Genomic DNA, 16,121 nt, shown 5'->3' on the forward strand with positions numbered 1-16,121 from the left:
CCCGGCCCTTCCCTCATGAGAAGCAAGCCCGAAGAACGCAGGCGTCGCCTACGGTTGTCCGCCCTTGCCCTTCTGGATGAAGAAGTAGCCCACCACCGCAATGCACGCGACAATCCCCAGAAGCGCCCAACCTCCTGCGTTGCCGGAAGCGATGAGGAAGACGGAGAAGGCAACTCCCAATACCGCGAAAACGGCGGCGAACTGGAGATACCGCTTGACGGCCGCCCGTTGCTCCACGGACCATCCCACATGAGGCATGCTGATTCCCTTTCGTCCTGCGGTCGGGAGGGGAAAGCCCCTCCCGACCAGCCCGTCCGTCAACCGCTGACGGCGTTGGATGCTATTTGCCCTGCGCTCCAGGAAATGGCGTAGCACCCCACCGAGGCAGCTCCGAGGGATCCTCCGAGGGTGGGGGCGGCAGTAGCCGCTACCGCCGCTCCGCACAGCGCTCCGGCGAAACCGCCTGCCAGTGCACCCGCCACATCGCCCCAGAGCGCCTCGGTGTCGCCTTGGGCCAGGTGAGTAATTCCCGTACCGACATCGCCTATCGGACCGAGGGCGTCGGCTACGCCGCTCAGGCTGAGGAGCCCGTTGGGGTCGATGCGGTTGACGGGGTCGCCTTCGGCGTAGAGGTAGGGGTTCTTCTCCTGGCCGGAGGGGTCGGGGCTGGTGAAGCGGCCGATGTTGGGGTCGTAGTAGCGGGCCGCGAAGTGGTAGAGGCCGGTGGGGTCCTGGTAGCCGCCGGCGAACCGGTAGGGCTGGGGCACGGTCTCGCTGGTCGTGGAGCGCTGGACACCGCGGGGGCTGTAGCCGTAGCTGTTGACCTTCGTGCCGGTCTCGTCGGCCATGGCGACCACCGAACCGAGTGCGTCGGTCAGGTAGTAGTAGTTCTTCCCCCCACGGGTCATGGAGTTCAACGTGCCCCCGGGTTCGCGATTAAATCCTGTGTCCACTCCGGCGGTTGAGGTGCCGGCCAAGCCGATCGGGCCGTTGTGGAAGAAGGTGTCACCGAGCTTGATCCGCTCGGACTGGTCGGTCGACCCGTACTGCCCCGCGTACGTCTTCCCGGCGACCGTGACAGAGGTCATCTGGGAGTAGTCCGACCACTTCTCGCCCGTCCTGGTGTCCTCGGGCGTGGAGGCACCTGCCGTTTCGTTGCCGATCTTGTCGTAGGACCAGTTCGTCGCGGAACCGTTCTTCGCGGTGACCTGCTGGGCGTCGTTGATCGTGTAGGTGGTGCCCCGCGGGCAGCCGGGGTCGGTGCCCTGGGAGGTCAGGTTGCCGGCCAGGTCGTAGCAGTACTGCCAGGAGCTGTTCAGCGTGGTGCCCTTCTCCTCCTTGGCGTAGGAGAAGCGGCCCGCGCTGTCGTAGGTGTAGGAGGTCTTGTAGCCGCTCACCGCGTCCGTGCTGGTGCGGATCTTGCCGCCGTCCTTGGTCCCGTCGGCGTAGGAGTAGGCGAGATCGACCAGGGTGCCCTTGGGTGAGGTGGCCTTGATCTTCTCCGGGCGGCCCGACTTGTCCGGGGTGACCGTCTGGACGGTGCTGCCCGGATAGGTGGTTCTGGTGCGGACGTCGTTGTTGTCGTACTCGTACGAGGTGGTCCTGCCCTTGGGGTCCTTGAGGGACTTGAGCTTGTTCACCTCGTTCCAGGTGTAGTCCGTCAGCCCTGCCGGGTCCTGGTAGGTGTCGACGTTTCCGGCCGGGGTGTAGGCGAGGACGGTCTGCGAGCCGTCCTGCAGCGTACGTACGGTCTCCCGGGACAGCGGATCGAAGTCGTACGTGATGACACCGGTGCTGTCGGAGCGCTGCTTGAGGTTGCCGTCACCGTCGTAGGAGTAGGTCACGGTCGCGTAGTCGGAGCTGTCGACCTCGGTGACGCGGTCACGGTTGTCGTAGGTGTAGAGCGTGGTCACCCCGCGGGCGTCCTTGACCATGGTCGTGCGCCCGAGGCCGTCGTAGTAGTACGTGGTCGTGCCCAACGGTGCGGGCGCCTTGACCGTCTTGAGGTTGCCCTGGGCGTCGTAGGTGAAGGTGGTGGACACCGACTTCGTCGAGGTCATCTTCGTCGTGGCCCTGCAGCGCTGGCCCTCGAAGCCCTCGCAGGTCGGGGTGGCCGGGTTGTAGTCGAAGCTCTGGTTCCCGCCGCCCGTGCCCTCCACCGCGACCGACTTGGTGTTGCCCGCCGTGTCGTAGGTGTAGTTGGTCTTCTCGTTGTCCGCGGTCGTCATCGAGCCGGGAAGGTCGGCACCGGCGATGGTCCGGTAGCCGGTCGCCGTGGAAGTGGCCCCGGTCGGCAGCTTGGCCGAGGTCGGGTTGTTGCGGCCGTCCCACCCGTATGTCGTGACGTTGGCTCCGGTGCCGCCGACTCCCATGGCGTCCGAAGCCGTTGCGACGTTGCGGTTCGCGTCGAACGTCCTGGTCCGGTTGTGGGTCAGGGCGTCGGTGACGTCGGAGACCTGGCCGTCACCGTCGTGTTTGTACGTCGTGGAGTGCTGCTCGGGGTCGGTGACCTTCGTCGTGCCCGCCGCCGAGGGCGAGGACGCCGAGTAGGTGTAGGTCCAGGTGGGACCCGTGTGGCCGGAGCCGTTGAGGGCGGTTGCGCGGAGCATGGAGGTGACGCGGTTGCGGTCGTCGTAGGTGAAGACCGTGACCCGCCCCTCCGGGGTGGTGATCTTCGTCAGCCGGCGTGAGCCGTCGTACCCGAACTGGGTGGCCTTGCCCTCGGTGTCCGTCGTCTTCGCGACGTCACCTGACGGGTTCAGGTCGTAGACGGCGGTGCGGCCCGTGTGGTCCTTTGCCTGCCACTGCGAGGCGTCCGTCTTCAGCAGGTCCACCCACCGGCCGGAACGGGTCTCGGTGACCTTGAACCCTTCGTGCTCGGACCCCTCGTCGTGCTGGGTGACCGTGATGACGCCGTGGTTCCTGTCGGTGACCTTCGTCAGCGTGCCACCGGCGTCGTAGGTGTCCTTGGAACCCGACTTGCGGTCGGTCAGCGTGTACGTACCGTCCGCGTTCTTCTTCAGGTCCTTCGAGTATCCCTTGGGCGTGGTGAAGGTGCCGTCGGACTCCTCGGTGAAGCGGACCGCCGCGCCGCTCGCGTCGTAGACGACGACCTCGGAGGCGAAGACCTGCGCGTAGCGCTCGTACTCCTGCCACCAACGCTGCGACACCTTCCCCCACGGGGCGTCCAGCGAGTTGTACGTCCGCGCCAGCCGCAGCTTCTGCCCCACCCCGGCGACGTCGAAGTCGGTGGCGGCGAGCATCAGGTTGCCGTTGGAGTAGTTCACCCGCGCGACGAGCGAGTCCGTGACCCGGAAGTCGGAGATCTGATGCCACGGCACCGAACCCTGCCCCTCCGGCACATACGCCATCACCGAAGCCGACGAGCGGGCGGCACCCGCCCCGTTGCCGGCTCGGGCCCGGTCCTTCTGTGCGGCCCGCCAGGCCGCGACCTCGGCAGACACCGGCGCCTCGGCCTCCGCAGGGACCGGGCTGTTGGATCCGACCTTCACCTCAGGCATCCGCGCCTTCGTGTCGCCCGGCCCCCACGCCGAGACGGCCGACGGGTCGTCGGCCGCAGGAGCGGCGAGAGCGGGCAGTGCGGACGTACCGAGCGCGACCACCACCAACGCGGCGGTCAGAGCGGTTCTGGGATGTATGCGAGCACGCCGAAACGGCGTGCCGGAAGCACGCGAAACCATGCAATCCCCCCACGGGAAACAAGAATCACAGCGGCCACAACGGTCACTGGAGCTCCACACGCTGACACGAGGCTTCACGTTCGGCGAACGACTTCCCTGCCCCATGAACGCAAACCTGCCGGAACAAGCCGTTGCCGCCGACCGTTACGCCCCGGAATATTCACCAGCACGACATCATTTGCCTAGCGGCAACTGTTTGGTGACCCGCTGAAACGGGGCCGAAAACCGCTCCGCCCAGTCGACGTCCACCACCAGGCCACTCCCGTACCGGTGGGATGACGGGGTATCACTCGCCTCCGAACGCAGGCACATCAGAGCTGCCGCCCAGCCGTCGCCCCCGACTACCCAGGCCCCGCTGGGTGTGCCTCGTGCCGCCCGTCCCCGGATCCGCTTCCCGCACCGCGCGGAGCGAGAGCTGCGGGGCGGAGAGACGTCTGTGGGAGGGGAATCGTCTCCGCAGGCGCCCGTCCGTCCGTGCGGCCGTCAACTCTTCCTGGCGTACTCCAGGACCCAGGCGATCGCCAGCAGCACCCCGAAAGCACCCAGCACGAGGAGTCCGACGACTTCGAGGAGTCCCGCCCCCTCCGTGGCGCCCCGGATCGAGCCGGCCACCCCGCCCACCGCCAGGCATATCCCGAGCACCAGTGTGCGTGACCCCTGCGGCCGGCCCCAGTGCCGAGGGCGGGGTCCACGGCGCCGGTCGGAGCGACTGTCGTGTGCATACGGCATCTGTGTCTCCGTCGCCTTCAGTCCAGTACGCCGTCGAGGAGGGCCGCCCACTGGGTGACCACCCTCTCCCGCCGCGCCCTGTCGTCCGTCAGGACGTTGGCGAGGCCCAGGCCGCGGGCCATGTCGAGCAGGCCCTGGACCGTCTCGCGCACGCCGGGGCGGCTCTCGTCGGCGCGCAGGAGTTCCACGGCGATGCGGTGGGTCTCGCGGCCGACGCGGGCCTCGAGTTCAGTCACGCGGGGCCTCAGTTGCGCTTCGTTCGAGGCGGCGACCCAGAGCTGGAGCGCGGCGCGGAAGAGCGGGCCGGTGTAGAGGTCGACCAGGGCGGCGACCACCGCCGTGCGGCCCTGCACGGGGAGGGCGCGCAGGGCGGCGGAGCGCTCCTCGGCGACGTATTCGACGGCGCCGGTGAACAGGTCCTCGCGGGTCGGGAAGTGGTGCTGGGCGGCTCCCCGCGAGACCCCGGCGTGCTCGGCGACGACGGTGACCGTGGAGCCCGCCCAGCCGTGTTCGGCCAGGCAGGCCACCGCCGACGCCAGGAGCCGCTGCCGGGTGGCGCGGCTCCTGTCCTGCTTCGGGGGCGTCACAGCACCCATGAGGGATCCCGTCGTTCCAGGAAGGCCGTCATCCCCTCCCGTGCGTCGTCGGAGGCGAAGAGCGCCGCCGAGCGGGCGATGAGGTCTTCTGCGTACTGGTCGAAACTCCTCAGCACAGTAGCCGTGACCAGCTCTTTCGAAGCCGTCAGCCCCTGTGGGGAGGCCCTGCGCAGTCCGTCGAGTACCGGTACGAGCGCCTTGTCCACGTCCTCGGGACCGGCGGCCAGCGTGATGAGGCCGATGCGGGCGGCCTCCGCCGCTTCGAAGCGTTCCCCGGTGAGGTAGTAGCGGGCGGCGGCTCGCGGGTCCAGGCGTGGCAGCAGGGGCAGGGAGATGACGGCGGGCGCGAGGCCCAGGCGCGACTCGGTGAGGGCGAAGGTGGCGTCGGGCCCCGCCGCCGAGATGTCGCAGGCGCCGAGCAGGCCGAGTCCGCCGGCCCGGACGTGGCCGGTGACCCGGGCCACGACGGGTTTGGGCAGGGCGACGATCGCCCGCATCAGGGCGACGAAGGAAGCCGGTTCGGGGGGTGCGGTCAGGTCGGCGCCCGCGCAGAAGGTGTTGCCGGTGTGGGTCAGGACGACGGCCCGGACGGTGTCGTCGCCCGCGCACCCGGCCAGCGCTTCGGAGAGCTCGCCGACGAGACGTGCGGAGAGCGCGTTGCGATTGGCCGGGGAGTCGAGGGTGAGGGTGGTGATGCCCCGGTCGTGGGACGGGGCCGCCAGGGTCGTCACTGCTTCTCCCGGTCGCGCAGCTCACGCCGCAGGATCTTGCCGGACACCGCGCGCGGCACCGCCTCGATGAACTCGGCCTGCCTGACCTTCTTGTACGGGGAGACCCGGTCGGCGACGTAGGCGATGACGCCCTCGGCCGTGAGGTCTCCGGCACCGGGCCCGCGGACCACGTAGGCCTTGGGGACCTCGTTGCCGTCGGCGTCGTGCACCCCGATGACCGCGGCGTCGGCGATCGAGGGGTGGGTGAGGAGGAGGGCCTCCAGATCGGCGGGGGCGACCTGGTAGCCCTTGTACTTGATCAGCTCCTTGACGCGGTCGACGACGTACAGCCAGCCGTCCGTGTCGACCCGGCCCACGTCCCCGGTGTGCAGCCAGCCGTCGACGTCGATCATGGCGTCGGTCGCGTCGGGGCGGCCCAGGTAGCCCTTCATCACCTGGGGGCCGCGGATGAGGATCTCGCCGTCGGAGCCTGTGCCGACGTCGATGCCGGGGTCGGTGAGCGAGACGATCCGCATCTCGGTTCCGGGCAGCAGCTTGCCGACGGTGCCGGGCGGCGGGTCCTCCTCGCCGAGGGGCACCACGTGGGTGCCGGGCGACAGCTCCGTCATGCCGTACGCCTGCCGAACGGCGGGGAGACCGAGCCGGCGGGAGCAGGCGGCGGCGAGCTTCGGGTCCAGAGGCGCGGCGGCGCTGACGACGTACTCCAGGGACGAGAGGTCGTAGTCGCCGACGAGCGGGTGCTTGGCGAGGGCCAGGACGATGGGCGGGGCGACGTACAGGCCGGTGATGCGGTGGGTCTGGATCGTCTCGAGGAACTGGGCGAGGTCGAAGCGGGGCAGGACCACGACCGTGGCGCCGTAGCGCAGCGGCCCGTTCATGAGGGCGGTCAGCCCGTAGATGTGGAAGAAGGGCAGCACGGCCAGGATGCGGTCGCGCTCGCCGAGGGGCACGAAGGGGCGCAACTGCTCCAGGTTCGTGGCGATGGAGCGGTGGGTGAGCATGACGCCCTTGGGCATGCCGGTGGTGCCCGAGGAGTACGGGAGTACGGCGATGTCCTCGGCCGGGTCGAAGGAGATGTCCGGTTCGGGGGCGGCGGAGCCCAGCATGTCCAGGACCGAGGTGTGCCCCTCGGCCTGGTCGCAGACGTAGATCTCCTCGATGCCGCCTGCCAGTTCGGCGGCCCGGCGGGCCACGTCGAGGAGCGGGGACACGGTGACGATCCACCGGGCCACCGAGTCCCTGACCTGCTTCGCGAACTCCTCTGCGGTGGCCAGCGGGTGGATCGTCGTGACGGTGGCACCGGCTCGGGTCGCCCCGTAGAAGACGGCCGGGTAGGCGATCGTGTTGGGGCTGTGCAGGGCGAGCACGTCGCCCTTGCGGAGTCCGGCCGCGGCGAGGTAAGCGGCGATACGCCGGTGGAAGGTGTCGAGCTGGGCGTACGTCACGCTCATGCCGTTGGTGCCGTCGATCAGAGCGGGCGTGTCACCGAAGTCGGCGGCGTTCCCGAGGACGGCTTCGTGGATGGGTCTTTCGAGGGGCTGGACGTCTGCGTACTCGCTGTGGAACACCACGGTGGTCCCCTTCGACGCGGGTGGAGAGCCAGAATCGCCCCTGCCGGGGGCGGATGGGGAGACCCGGGACGTGGCCGGAAGCCGTCAGTACGACTTCGGCAGGCCCAGGGTCTGATGGGAGACGTAGTTGAGGATCATTTCGCGGCTGACGGGTGCGATGCGGGAGACACGTGCGGCCGTGACCAGGGAGGCGAGCCCGTACTCCCGGGTGAGACCGTTGCCGCCGAGGGTGTGGACGGCCTGGTCGACGGCCCTGACGCACGCTTCGGCCGCGGCGTACTTCGCCATGTTGGCGGCCTCGCCCGCGCCGATGTCGTCGCCGTCGTCGCAGAGCTTCGCGGCCTTCTGCATCATCAGACGGGCGAGTTCAAGCTCGATGTGCGCCTGGGCGAGCGGGTGCGCGACGGCCTGGTGGGCGCCGATGGGCACGCCCTTCCAGACGGTGCGGCTCTTCGCGTAGTCCACGGCCCGTTCGACGGCGTAGCGGCCCATGCCGATGGCGAAGGCCGCGCCCATGATGCGCTCCGGGTTCAGACCGGCGAAGAGCTGGAGCAGGCCCGTGTCCGCCTCCTCGCCGACGAGTGCGTCCGCGGGCAGCCGTACGTCGTCGAGGACCAGCTCGAACTGCTTCTCGGCGGCGTGGAGTTCCATGTCGATCGGGGTGCGGGTGAAGCCGGGGGTGTCGCGGGGGACGATGAAGAGACAGGGCTTGAGGCTGCCGGACCTGGCGTCCTCGGTACGGCCGACGATCAGGGTCGCGTCGGAGATGTCGACGCCGGAGATGAAGACCTTGCGGCCGCTCAGGATCCAGTCCCCGCCGTCGCGGCGGGCGGTGGTGGTGATGCGGTGCGAGTTGGAGCCGGCGTCGGGCTCGGTGATGCCGAACGACATGGACAGGCTGCCGTCGGAGAGGCCCGGTAGCCAGGTCCGCTTCTGGGACTCGGTGCCGAAACGGGCGATGACGGTGCCGCAGATCGCCGGGGAGACGACCATCATGAGGAGAGGGCTTCCGGCGGCGCCGAGCTCCTCCAGGACGATGGAGAGCTCTGCCATGCCCCCGCCTCCGCCGCCGTACTCCTCGGGGAGGTTGACGCCGAGATAGCCGAGCTTGCCGGCCTCGGACCAGAGCTCGCGGGGGTGCTCGCCCTTGCGGGCCAGGGCGGTGGTGTAGTCGCGGCCGAAGCGCTTGCCGAGTGCGGCCACGGCGGCGCGGAGGGCCTTGTGCTCTTCGGTTTCGAGGACGGTGCTCATGAGGTCGTCTCCTCCTGGTGCGCGGATGCGGGCGCGGGGCATGACGGGTACGGAGCGTGCCGAGTGCGGGTACGGGGCGTGCCTGGGGGCGGGGGCCGTACCGAGCGGGTACGGGCGCGCCGGGTGCGTGCTACGACGGCTGGGCGGATGCGTCCTGTACGACGGCGAGCAGCGCGCCGACCTCGACCTGGAGGCCGGGGGCGGCATGGAGTGCGGTGAGCGTGCCGGAGGCGGGGGCGAGGATGCGGTGCTCCATCTTCATCGCCTCCAGCCAGATCAAGGGCTGCCCGGCCTCGACGGCCGCCCCCGGCGCGAGCCCCTCGGCGAGACGCACGACGGTGCCGGGCATGGGGGCGAGCAGGGAGCCGGGTTCGGTGCGTTCGGCGGGGTCGGTGAAGCGGGGCAGGGCGGTGAAGGTGTACGAGCCGGACGTGGTGTCCACGTAGGTCCGGTCGCCGTGCGTGGTGACGGTGAAGTGCCGGGTCACACCGCCGGTTTCGAGGGTGACCGCATCGGGGCGGACTGCGAGGACCCGCTCACCGGTCTCGGGGGCCGGGACTCCGTCCCGGCCGGTGCGGTAGGAGACCTCGTACTCGGTGCCGTCGGGCTCGGCGCGGTAGCGCCCGGTCTGCGGTGCGGTGGCCAGGTTCCGCCAGGCGCCGAACCGCGCGGGGCCGGTTCCGCCCGGCGCGCCCCGGGCCGCGCGGGACGCCGAGGCGAGCGTGGCGGCCGTGGCGGCGAGGCGGCGGGCGGGGTCCTCGCCGGGGGTACCGGTCGCCGTCAGGGCGGCCAGGTGCCGGTCGTAGAAACCGGTGTCGAGGTGCCCGGCGGTGAAGTCCGGGTGGCGCAGGGAGCGTACGAGCAGCTCCCGGTTGGTGACCGGGCCGTGGATGCGTGCGCGTTCCAGGGCGCGGGCGAGGAGACGGACCGCCTCGGTGCGGGTGGGTGCGTGTGCGATGACCTTGGCGAGCATCGGGTCGTAGTGCACGCCGATGGTGTCGCCGCCGGTGTATCCGGTGTCGAGGCGGATGCCGGGTTCGTCCGGCACGTCGAGCGTGAGCAGTGCTCCGGTCTGCGGCTGCCAGTCACGCGCCGGGTCCTCGGCGTAGAGGCGGGCCTCGACGGCGTGGCCCGAGGGCTCGGGCGGTGCGGCGGCGGGCAGGGGGCCGCCCTCCGCGATCCGCAGTTGGAGAGCCACCAGGTCGAGGCCGAACACCGCTTCCGTCACGGGGTGTTCCACCTGGAGCCGGGTGTTCATCTCCAGGAAGTACGGTCTCCCCTCACTCGACACGAGGAACTCGACGGTCCCCGCGCCCCGGTAGGCCACCGCCTGCGCGGCGGCGACGGCCGCGTCACGCAGCCGCCCGCGCAGGGCGTCGTCGAGACCGGGTGCGGGGGCCTCCTCGATGACCTTCTGGTGGCGGCGCTGGAGCGAGCAGTCGCGCGTGCCGAGCGCCCACACCGTGCCCTGCCCGTCCGCCATGACCTGGACCTCGACGTGCCGGCCCCGCTCGACGTACGGCTCGGCGAACACCTCGCCGTCCCCGAAGGCACCGGCCGCCTCGGCGGAGGCGGCGGTCATCTCCTGCCGGAGCGAGCCCAGGTCCCGCACGATCCGCATCCCGCGTCCGCCCCCGCCCGCCGCCGCCTTCAGCAGCAGGGGCAGATCGGCGGCGGTGGCGCTCCCCGGATCGACCGGGGCGAGCAGCGGAACGTCGGCGGCGGCCATCAGCTCCTTCGCCCGGGTCTTGGACGCCATCAGCTCGATGGCCTTGACCGGCGGCCCCACCCACACGAGCCCCGCGTCCTGCACGGCCCGTGCGAACCCGGCGTTCTCCGAGAGGAAGCCGTACCCCGGGTGCACGGCGTCGGCGCCCGCGGCGAGCGCGGCGGCGACGACGAGGTCGCCGCGCAGATACGTGTCCCCCGGTGCGGCGCCCGGCAGGCGTACGGCGGTGTCGGCCTCCCGTACGTGCAGGGCGCCGGCATCCGCGTCCGAGTACACGGCGACGGTGGAGATGCCCAGCTCCCGGCAGGTGCGGAAGATCCGGCAGGCGATCTCGCCCCGGTTGGCGACCAGCAGTGCGGTGATCATCCGTTGCCTCACATCCGGAAGACGCCGAAGCCGCGCGCGCCTTCGACCGGTGCCGTATGGATCGCTGACAGGCACATCCCGAGGACGGTCCTGGTGTCGCGCGGGTCGATGACCCCGTCGTCGTACAGCCGCCCCGAGAGGAACATCGGCAGCGACTCGGACTCGATCTGCTGTTCCACCATGGCCCGGAGGCCGGCGTCGGCCTCGTCGTCGTAGGGCAGGCCCTTCGCGGCGGAGGAGGCCCGGGCGACGATGGAGAGGACGCCGGCCAGCTGCTGGGGTCCCATGACGGCGGACTTGCTGCTGGGCCAGGCGAAGAGGAAGCGGGGGTCGTAGGCCCGGCCGCACATGCCGTAGTGCCCGGCACCGTAGGACGCGCCCATCAGCACGGAGAGGTGCGGGACCCTGGAGTTCGACACGGCGTTGATCATCATCGCGCCGTGCTTGATGATGCCGCCCTGCTCGTACTCCTTGCCGACCATGTAGCCGGTGGTGTTGTGGAGGAAGAGGAGGGGGATGTCGCGCTGGTTGGCGAGCTGGATGAACTGCGCGGCCTTCTGCGACTCCTCGCTGAACAGCACGCCCTGCGCGTTGGCGAGGATGCCGACGGGATAGCCGTGCAGGCGCGCCCAGCCGGTGACCAGGCTGGTGCCGTAGAGCGGCTTGAACGCGTCGAAGTCGGAGCCGTCGACGAGCCGGGCGATGACCTCGCGCGGGTCGAAGGGGACCTTCAGATCACCGGGCACGATCCCGATCAGCTCGTCCTCGTCGTACTTCGGCGGCTCGGCGGGGCCCGGATCCGGGTGTGCCTTGCGCCAGTTGAGCCGGGCGACGATCCGCCGGGCCTGGCGCAGCGCGTCGTGCTCGTCGACGGCGTAGTGGTCGGCAAGGCCCGAGGTGCGGGCGTGCATCTCGGCGCCGCCGAGCGACTCGTCGTCGCTCTCCTCGCCGGTGGCCATCTTGACCAGGGGCGGCCCGCCGAGGAAGACCTTGGACCGCTCCTTGATCATCACGGTGTGGTCGGACATCCCGGGGACGTACGCGCCTCCGGCGGTGGAGTTGCCGAACACCACGGCCACGGTCGGGATTCCGGCGGCGGACAGCCGTGTGAGGTCGCGGAAGAGCGCGCCGCCGGGGATGAAGATCTCCTTCTGCGATGGCAGGTCCGCTCCCCCCGACTCGACGAGGCTGATGCACGGGAGCCGGTTGGCGAAGGCGATCCCGTTGGCGCGCAGGGCCTTCTTCAGGGTCCAGGGGTTGGATGCCCCGCCGCGCACGGTCGGGTCGTTGGCGGTGATCAGGCACTCCACCCCGGACACGATCCCGATCCCGGTGACGAGCGAGGCGCCGACCGCGTAGTCACTGCCCCAGGCGGCGAGCGGGGACAGCTCCAGGAACGGGGTGTCGGGGTCGACCAGCAGCTCGATCCGTTCACGGGCGAGGAGCTTGCCGCGCTTCCGGTGGCGCGCCACGTACTTCTCGCCGCCGCCCGCCAGGGCCTTGGCGTGCTCGGTGTCGAGCTCGGCGAGCTTCGCGAGCATGGCCTCGCGGTGGGCGGCGTATTCGGGCCCCGCGGTGTCGAGCGCGGTGGGCAGGACGGTCATGTGTTCACCTCCGGTGCGTCGAGGAGCGCCACGGGCACGGGGAGATGCCGGGACCGCAGCCACTCCCCCACCGCCTTGGCCTGCGGGTCGAAGCGTGCCTGCGCGGCCACGCCTTCGCCGAGGAGGCCGTGGACGACGAAGTTCAGCGCCCGCAGGTGCGGGAGGACGTGGCGTACGACGGTGAGCCCGGTGGTCTCCGGAAGCAGTTCGTGGAAGCGGGCCACGGTCAGCTCGTGGGCCAGCCACCGCCAGGCGTCGTCGCCCCGTGCCCACACTCCGACGTTGGCGTCGCCTCCCTTGTCACCGCTGCGGGCGCCGGCGACGTGCCCGAGGGGGGCGGTGCGGGTGGGCCCGGGCGGGAGCGGCTCGGGGAGCTCCGGTTCCGGCACCTCGTCGAGTTCCCTGTACGGTCCGGCCACCGGGATCGTCTCCCGGGTGCCGTCGGGCAGCACGGCGACGTGCTCGACCTCGCCGGCCGGTACGTACGCGGCCTCGAACACCCCGTACGGTGCGCCCCTGCCCGGCGGGGCGGTCACATGGAAGCCGGGGTAGCTGCCGAGTGCCAGCTCCACGGCCGCTCCGGACACCGCGCGGCCGACCGCCTCGGCGTCCTGGTCGCGGACGACGAGCCGCAGCAGCGCGCTGGCCGTCTCCTCGCTCGTCGCGTCGGCCCGGTCGGTGCGGGCGAGCTCCCACCGCACCTCGGCCGGCTTCGGACCGGCGCGGTCGAGGGCGTCGGCGAACTGCTCGCGCACGAGTCGGGCCTTCGCCTCGATGTCGAGCCCCGTCAGCACGAAGACGACCTCGTTGCGCCACCCACCGAGCCGGTTGAGCCCGACCTTGAGCGTGGGCGGCGGGGCCTCGCCGCGTACGCCACTGATCCGTACCCGGCCCGGCCCGTCCTGCGACAGCCGGACGGTGTCGAGACGGGCGGTGACGTCGGGCCCGGCGTAGCGGGCGCCGCCGGTCTCGTACAGCAGTTGCGCGGTGACGGTGCCGATGTCGACGACGCCGCCGGTTCCGTCGTGCTTGGTGATGACGCAGGACCCGTCCGCGTGGATCTCGGCGAGCGGGAAGCCGGGCCGGCGGACGTCGTGGTCGCCGAAGAAGGCGTAGTTCCCTCCGGTGGCCTGGGTTCCGCATTCCAGGACGTGCCCGGCGACGACGGCCCCGGCGAGTGCGTCGTGGTCGTCGCGCCCCCACCCGAAGTGGGCGGCGGCGGGCCCGGTGACGAGGGCCGCGTCGGTGACCCGGCCGGTGACGACGACGTCGGCCCCGCCCCGCAGGCATGCCGCGATGCCGGCGCCTCCGAGGTAGGCGTTGGCGGTGAGGTACCCGTCGGGCACGGGGCGGCTGTCACCCTCGACGTGCGCCACCCGCACGGGTACGCCGGTCCGGTCCGCCAGTTCCCGTACGGCGTCGGCGAGTCCGGCCGGATTGAGCCCGCCGGCGTTGGCGACGATCTTCACGCCGCGCTGGTGGGCGAGCCCGAGACTCTCCTCAAGCTGCCGCAGGAAGGTCGAGGCGTACCCGCGCTTCGGGTCCTTGAGGCGGCTGCGGCCCAGGATGAGCATGGTGAGTTCGGCGAGGTAGTCACCGGTGAGGACGTCCAGCGGGCCGCCGGTGAGCATGTCGCGTACGGCGTCGAAACGGTCGCCGTAGAAGCCGGACGCGTTGCCGACGCGGAGCGGGCGCGTCACAGGTCCGCCTTCCGCGGCCGCCCGGGCCCGGCAGGTCCGGCGAAGGCCTGCGCGATGTCCAGCCACTGCCCGGCGTCCGCGCCCACCGCCTCCACGGCGAGATCGTCCCGGTGGGCGCGCTGGGTGACGAGCAGGCAGAAGTCGAGGAGGGGCCCGGTGACCCGCTGGGTGGCGTCTTCGGGTCCGTACACCACCGACTCGCCGTCCTCCGACCGGAGTTCCACCCGGAACTGCTCGCAGGGGGGCTGGAGTCCGCGCACGAGGTAGGCGTAGTCACGCGCCCGGACACCGATCCTGGCGACGTGCCGCAGCCGTGCGGTCGGCCTCCTCGTCACCCCGAGCGCGTCGGCGATGTCCTGACCGTGCGCCCAGGTCTCCATGAGCCGCGCGGTCCCCATCGAGGCGACGCTCATGGGCGGGCCGTACCAGGGCAGCTTCGTCCCGGCGGGGGCCGCACGGAGGGCTTCCTGGAGCCGGGCCCGCCCCGTGCGCCACTCCACGAGGAGGGCTTGTGGAGTGAGGGCGGTGACGGCTTCCCGGGCCGCTTCGCCGACGAACGTCTCGGGGGCGGCCAGTGCCTTCTCCACCTCGGCGGCGAAGGCGTCGGGCTCGGTGGCGGCCACCAGGGCGACCTCGTCGGTCCAGTTGAGGTGGGCGATCTGGTGGGCGACGGTCCACCCCTCGGCGGGGGTCGACGCGGCCCACTCGTGGGCACTCAACCCGGCTACGAGACCGTCGAGTTCGGCGCCCTCCTCACGCATGTCGTCGAGTACGGCGGCGGTCACGTCCGATGCGTCGGGCACGGTGCGCTCCCCTCGGGGCGTGGCGGTGTGCCCCGGAGCATGCCAGTGGCCCGCAAAACAAGCAAGCATGCTTGCATGATTCGATTCACCGCCACCCGCTACGGTTTCGGCACCGGTGCGGGCGCGCAGGCGGCCGATCCCCGGCACGGGCCGCCGACCGGGCGCCGGGCACTGGCGTTTGATTTCGCCCTCCGGAGCCGGAGATCATGTCGGCTCGGCCCGGAAGGGACCGGGAACGGGGAAACGGGGAGGCTTTCACAGTGGCCTGGGACGAATGGGAACAGCTCAAGGGCGATGCGGCGGCGCGCGGTTCCGCACAGATGCAACTGAATCAGTACCCGGCCGACCAGGGGGGTGGAGCTCCGGCAGGGGCTTCGGAGGATCTGAAGTCGGACAAGAAGGCATGGGTGAAGGCCGGCGAGGGTGTCACGGGCCTGAAGGACGGCATCAGCACGGCCCTGACGAAGCTGAGCGACGGGCAGGCAGGACTGGGTGAAACTTCCGGGTGCTTGAGTGCGGCGGCCCAGAAGGAGCTGTACGACTCCTGGAAGAAGTACGTCGGCGACGTGAGCAGCCGCTGTGGCGAGCTGGGCGGGCTTCTGGAGAGGTCGGGTCACGATCTGTCGACGTCTGACGAGGCGGTCATGGGGGAGCTGGACAGGCTCAAGGTGAAGTACGAGGACACCGAGGCCGTCGGCGGCCGGGCGAAGGAGAACTGATCCGCGGTCATGAATCTTGCGACACTGAAAGCATTCAAGCCGTCGGAGTACGAGGACGCCGCGGACGGCTACCGGGGGACCGGCGACATGGCCGGCGCGGCCAAGGACACGGTCGACAACCAGATCTGCGCGGGGATACGCAACCGGCTCGAGGGCAAGGCAGCGGCAGCCGCCCTGCGGGAGCTCCAGAAGCTGTCGAAGAACTTCCACTACGCGCAGACCGAGTGCGGTCTGGTGAGCACCGCGCTGAATGGCTTCGCCTTCGACATGGCCGTGGCCAAGCGGAAGCTGGACACGGCGGTCGAGGACGCCCAGGCCAACGGCTGCACAGTGAACCCCGACGGCTCGGTCACCTTTCCGGCAGGCAAGAAGCCCGGCGACGAGAAGATCGCTGATGGCGGCACGGTCACCGGGAGTGCCGGGGGCAGCCAGACCTCGGACGCCCTGGAGCGCCAGGCGGTGAACATGCACCCGAACCCGAACTACGGCACGGCGATGGCGTACGCGAACCGGATCGCCGACGCCGTGAAGGAAGCCACGGACGCCGACACGAAGTGGGCGCCGAAACTGCGCGCGCTGAAGGCCGACGACGACCTGACGGTCTCCAAGCATGACTGGGCC

Annotated in this window: 12 protein-coding genes and 1 pseudogene; 2 read left to right on the forward strand and 11 right to left on the reverse strand. The window is 70.8% G+C overall.

Annotated features, from left to right (window positions below; translation table 11 throughout):
- Positions 1-48 precede the first annotated feature (48 nt).
- The 11 genes from ABZ441_RS23560 to ABZ441_RS23610 all read right to left on the reverse strand — a co-directional run bounded on the left by ABZ441_RS23560 (position 49) and on the right by ABZ441_RS23610 (position 14,781).
- Positions 49-258: a hypothetical protein gene (locus ABZ441_RS23560; protein WP_356531533.1), complete on the reverse strand. Its 210-nt coding sequence runs from the start codon at positions 256-258 to the stop codon at positions 49-51.
- Between the two features lie 59 nt (positions 259-317).
- Positions 318-3,521 carry an RHS repeat-associated core domain-containing protein gene (locus tag ABZ441_RS23565; RefSeq protein WP_358977546.1) on the reverse strand — a complete coding sequence of 1,068 codons (3,204 nt, stop codon included), beginning with the start codon at positions 3,519-3,521 and terminating at the stop codon, positions 318-320.
- Positions 3,522-4,184: 663 nt separating this feature from the next.
- Positions 4,185-4,430, reverse strand: coding sequence for a hypothetical protein (locus tag ABZ441_RS23570; RefSeq protein ID WP_358977518.1), 246 nt, complete (start codon positions 4,428-4,430; stop codon positions 4,185-4,187).
- Positions 4,431-4,447: 17 nt separating this feature from the next.
- Positions 4,448-5,026 carry a TetR/AcrR family transcriptional regulator gene (locus tag ABZ441_RS23575; protein ID WP_358977520.1) on the reverse strand — a complete coding sequence of 193 codons (579 nt, stop codon included), beginning with the start codon at positions 5,024-5,026 and terminating at the stop codon, positions 4,448-4,450.
- Complete coding sequence (locus tag ABZ441_RS23580; protein WP_358977522.1) at positions 5,014-5,757, reverse strand: enoyl-CoA hydratase family protein; 744 nt, start codon at positions 5,755-5,757, stop codon at positions 5,014-5,016. Before ABZ441_RS23580 ends, ABZ441_RS23575 begins: the two co-directional genes overlap by 13 nt.
- Positions 5,754-7,328: a 4-coumarate--CoA ligase family protein gene (locus ABZ441_RS23585; protein WP_358977524.1), complete on the reverse strand. Its 1,575-nt coding sequence runs from the start codon at positions 7,326-7,328 to the stop codon at positions 5,754-5,756. Before ABZ441_RS23585 ends, ABZ441_RS23580 begins: the two co-directional genes overlap by 4 nt.
- Before the next feature lie 84 nt (positions 7,329-7,412).
- Complete coding sequence (locus ABZ441_RS23590; RefSeq protein ID WP_358977526.1) at positions 7,413-8,579, reverse strand: acyl-CoA dehydrogenase family protein; 1,167 nt, start codon at positions 8,577-8,579, stop codon at positions 7,413-7,415.
- Positions 8,580-8,709: 130 nt separating this feature from the next.
- The gene (locus ABZ441_RS23595; RefSeq protein ID WP_358977528.1) at positions 8,710-10,674 is read right to left on the reverse strand and encodes a biotin carboxylase N-terminal domain-containing protein; all 1,965 of its coding nucleotides are present in this window, start codon (positions 10,672-10,674) and stop codon (positions 8,710-8,712) included.
- Positions 10,675-10,682: 8 nt separating this feature from the next.
- Positions 10,683-12,278: a carboxyl transferase domain-containing protein gene (locus ABZ441_RS23600; protein WP_358977530.1), complete on the reverse strand. Its 1,596-nt coding sequence runs from the start codon at positions 12,276-12,278 to the stop codon at positions 10,683-10,685.
- Complete coding sequence (locus tag ABZ441_RS23605; RefSeq protein WP_358977532.1) at positions 12,275-13,978, reverse strand: acyclic terpene utilization AtuA family protein; 1,704 nt, start codon at positions 13,976-13,978, stop codon at positions 12,275-12,277. The genes ABZ441_RS23600 and ABZ441_RS23605 overlap by 4 nt, the downstream gene beginning before the upstream one ends.
- Entirely contained in the window at positions 13,975-14,781 is an 807-nt protein-coding gene (locus tag ABZ441_RS23610) for a TIGR03084 family metal-binding protein (RefSeq protein WP_358977534.1), read from the reverse strand. Before ABZ441_RS23610 ends, ABZ441_RS23605 begins: the two co-directional genes overlap by 4 nt.
- 260 nt (positions 14,782-15,041) lie before the next feature.
- Between ABZ441_RS23610 and ABZ441_RS23615 the strand changes: the two genes are divergently transcribed.
- Positions 15,042-15,500, forward strand: coding sequence for a hypothetical protein (locus ABZ441_RS23615; RefSeq protein WP_358977536.1), 459 nt, complete (start codon positions 15,042-15,044; stop codon positions 15,498-15,500).
- Between the two features lie 9 nt (positions 15,501-15,509).
- Positions 15,510-16,121: pseudogene (locus ABZ441_RS23620) on the forward strand (hypothetical protein); the annotation flags it as partial.

Origin of the sequence: Streptomyces sp. NPDC005752 (assembly GCF_040630715.1) — a bacterium.
Lineage (GTDB): Bacteria > Actinomycetota > Actinomycetes > Streptomycetales > Streptomycetaceae > Streptomyces.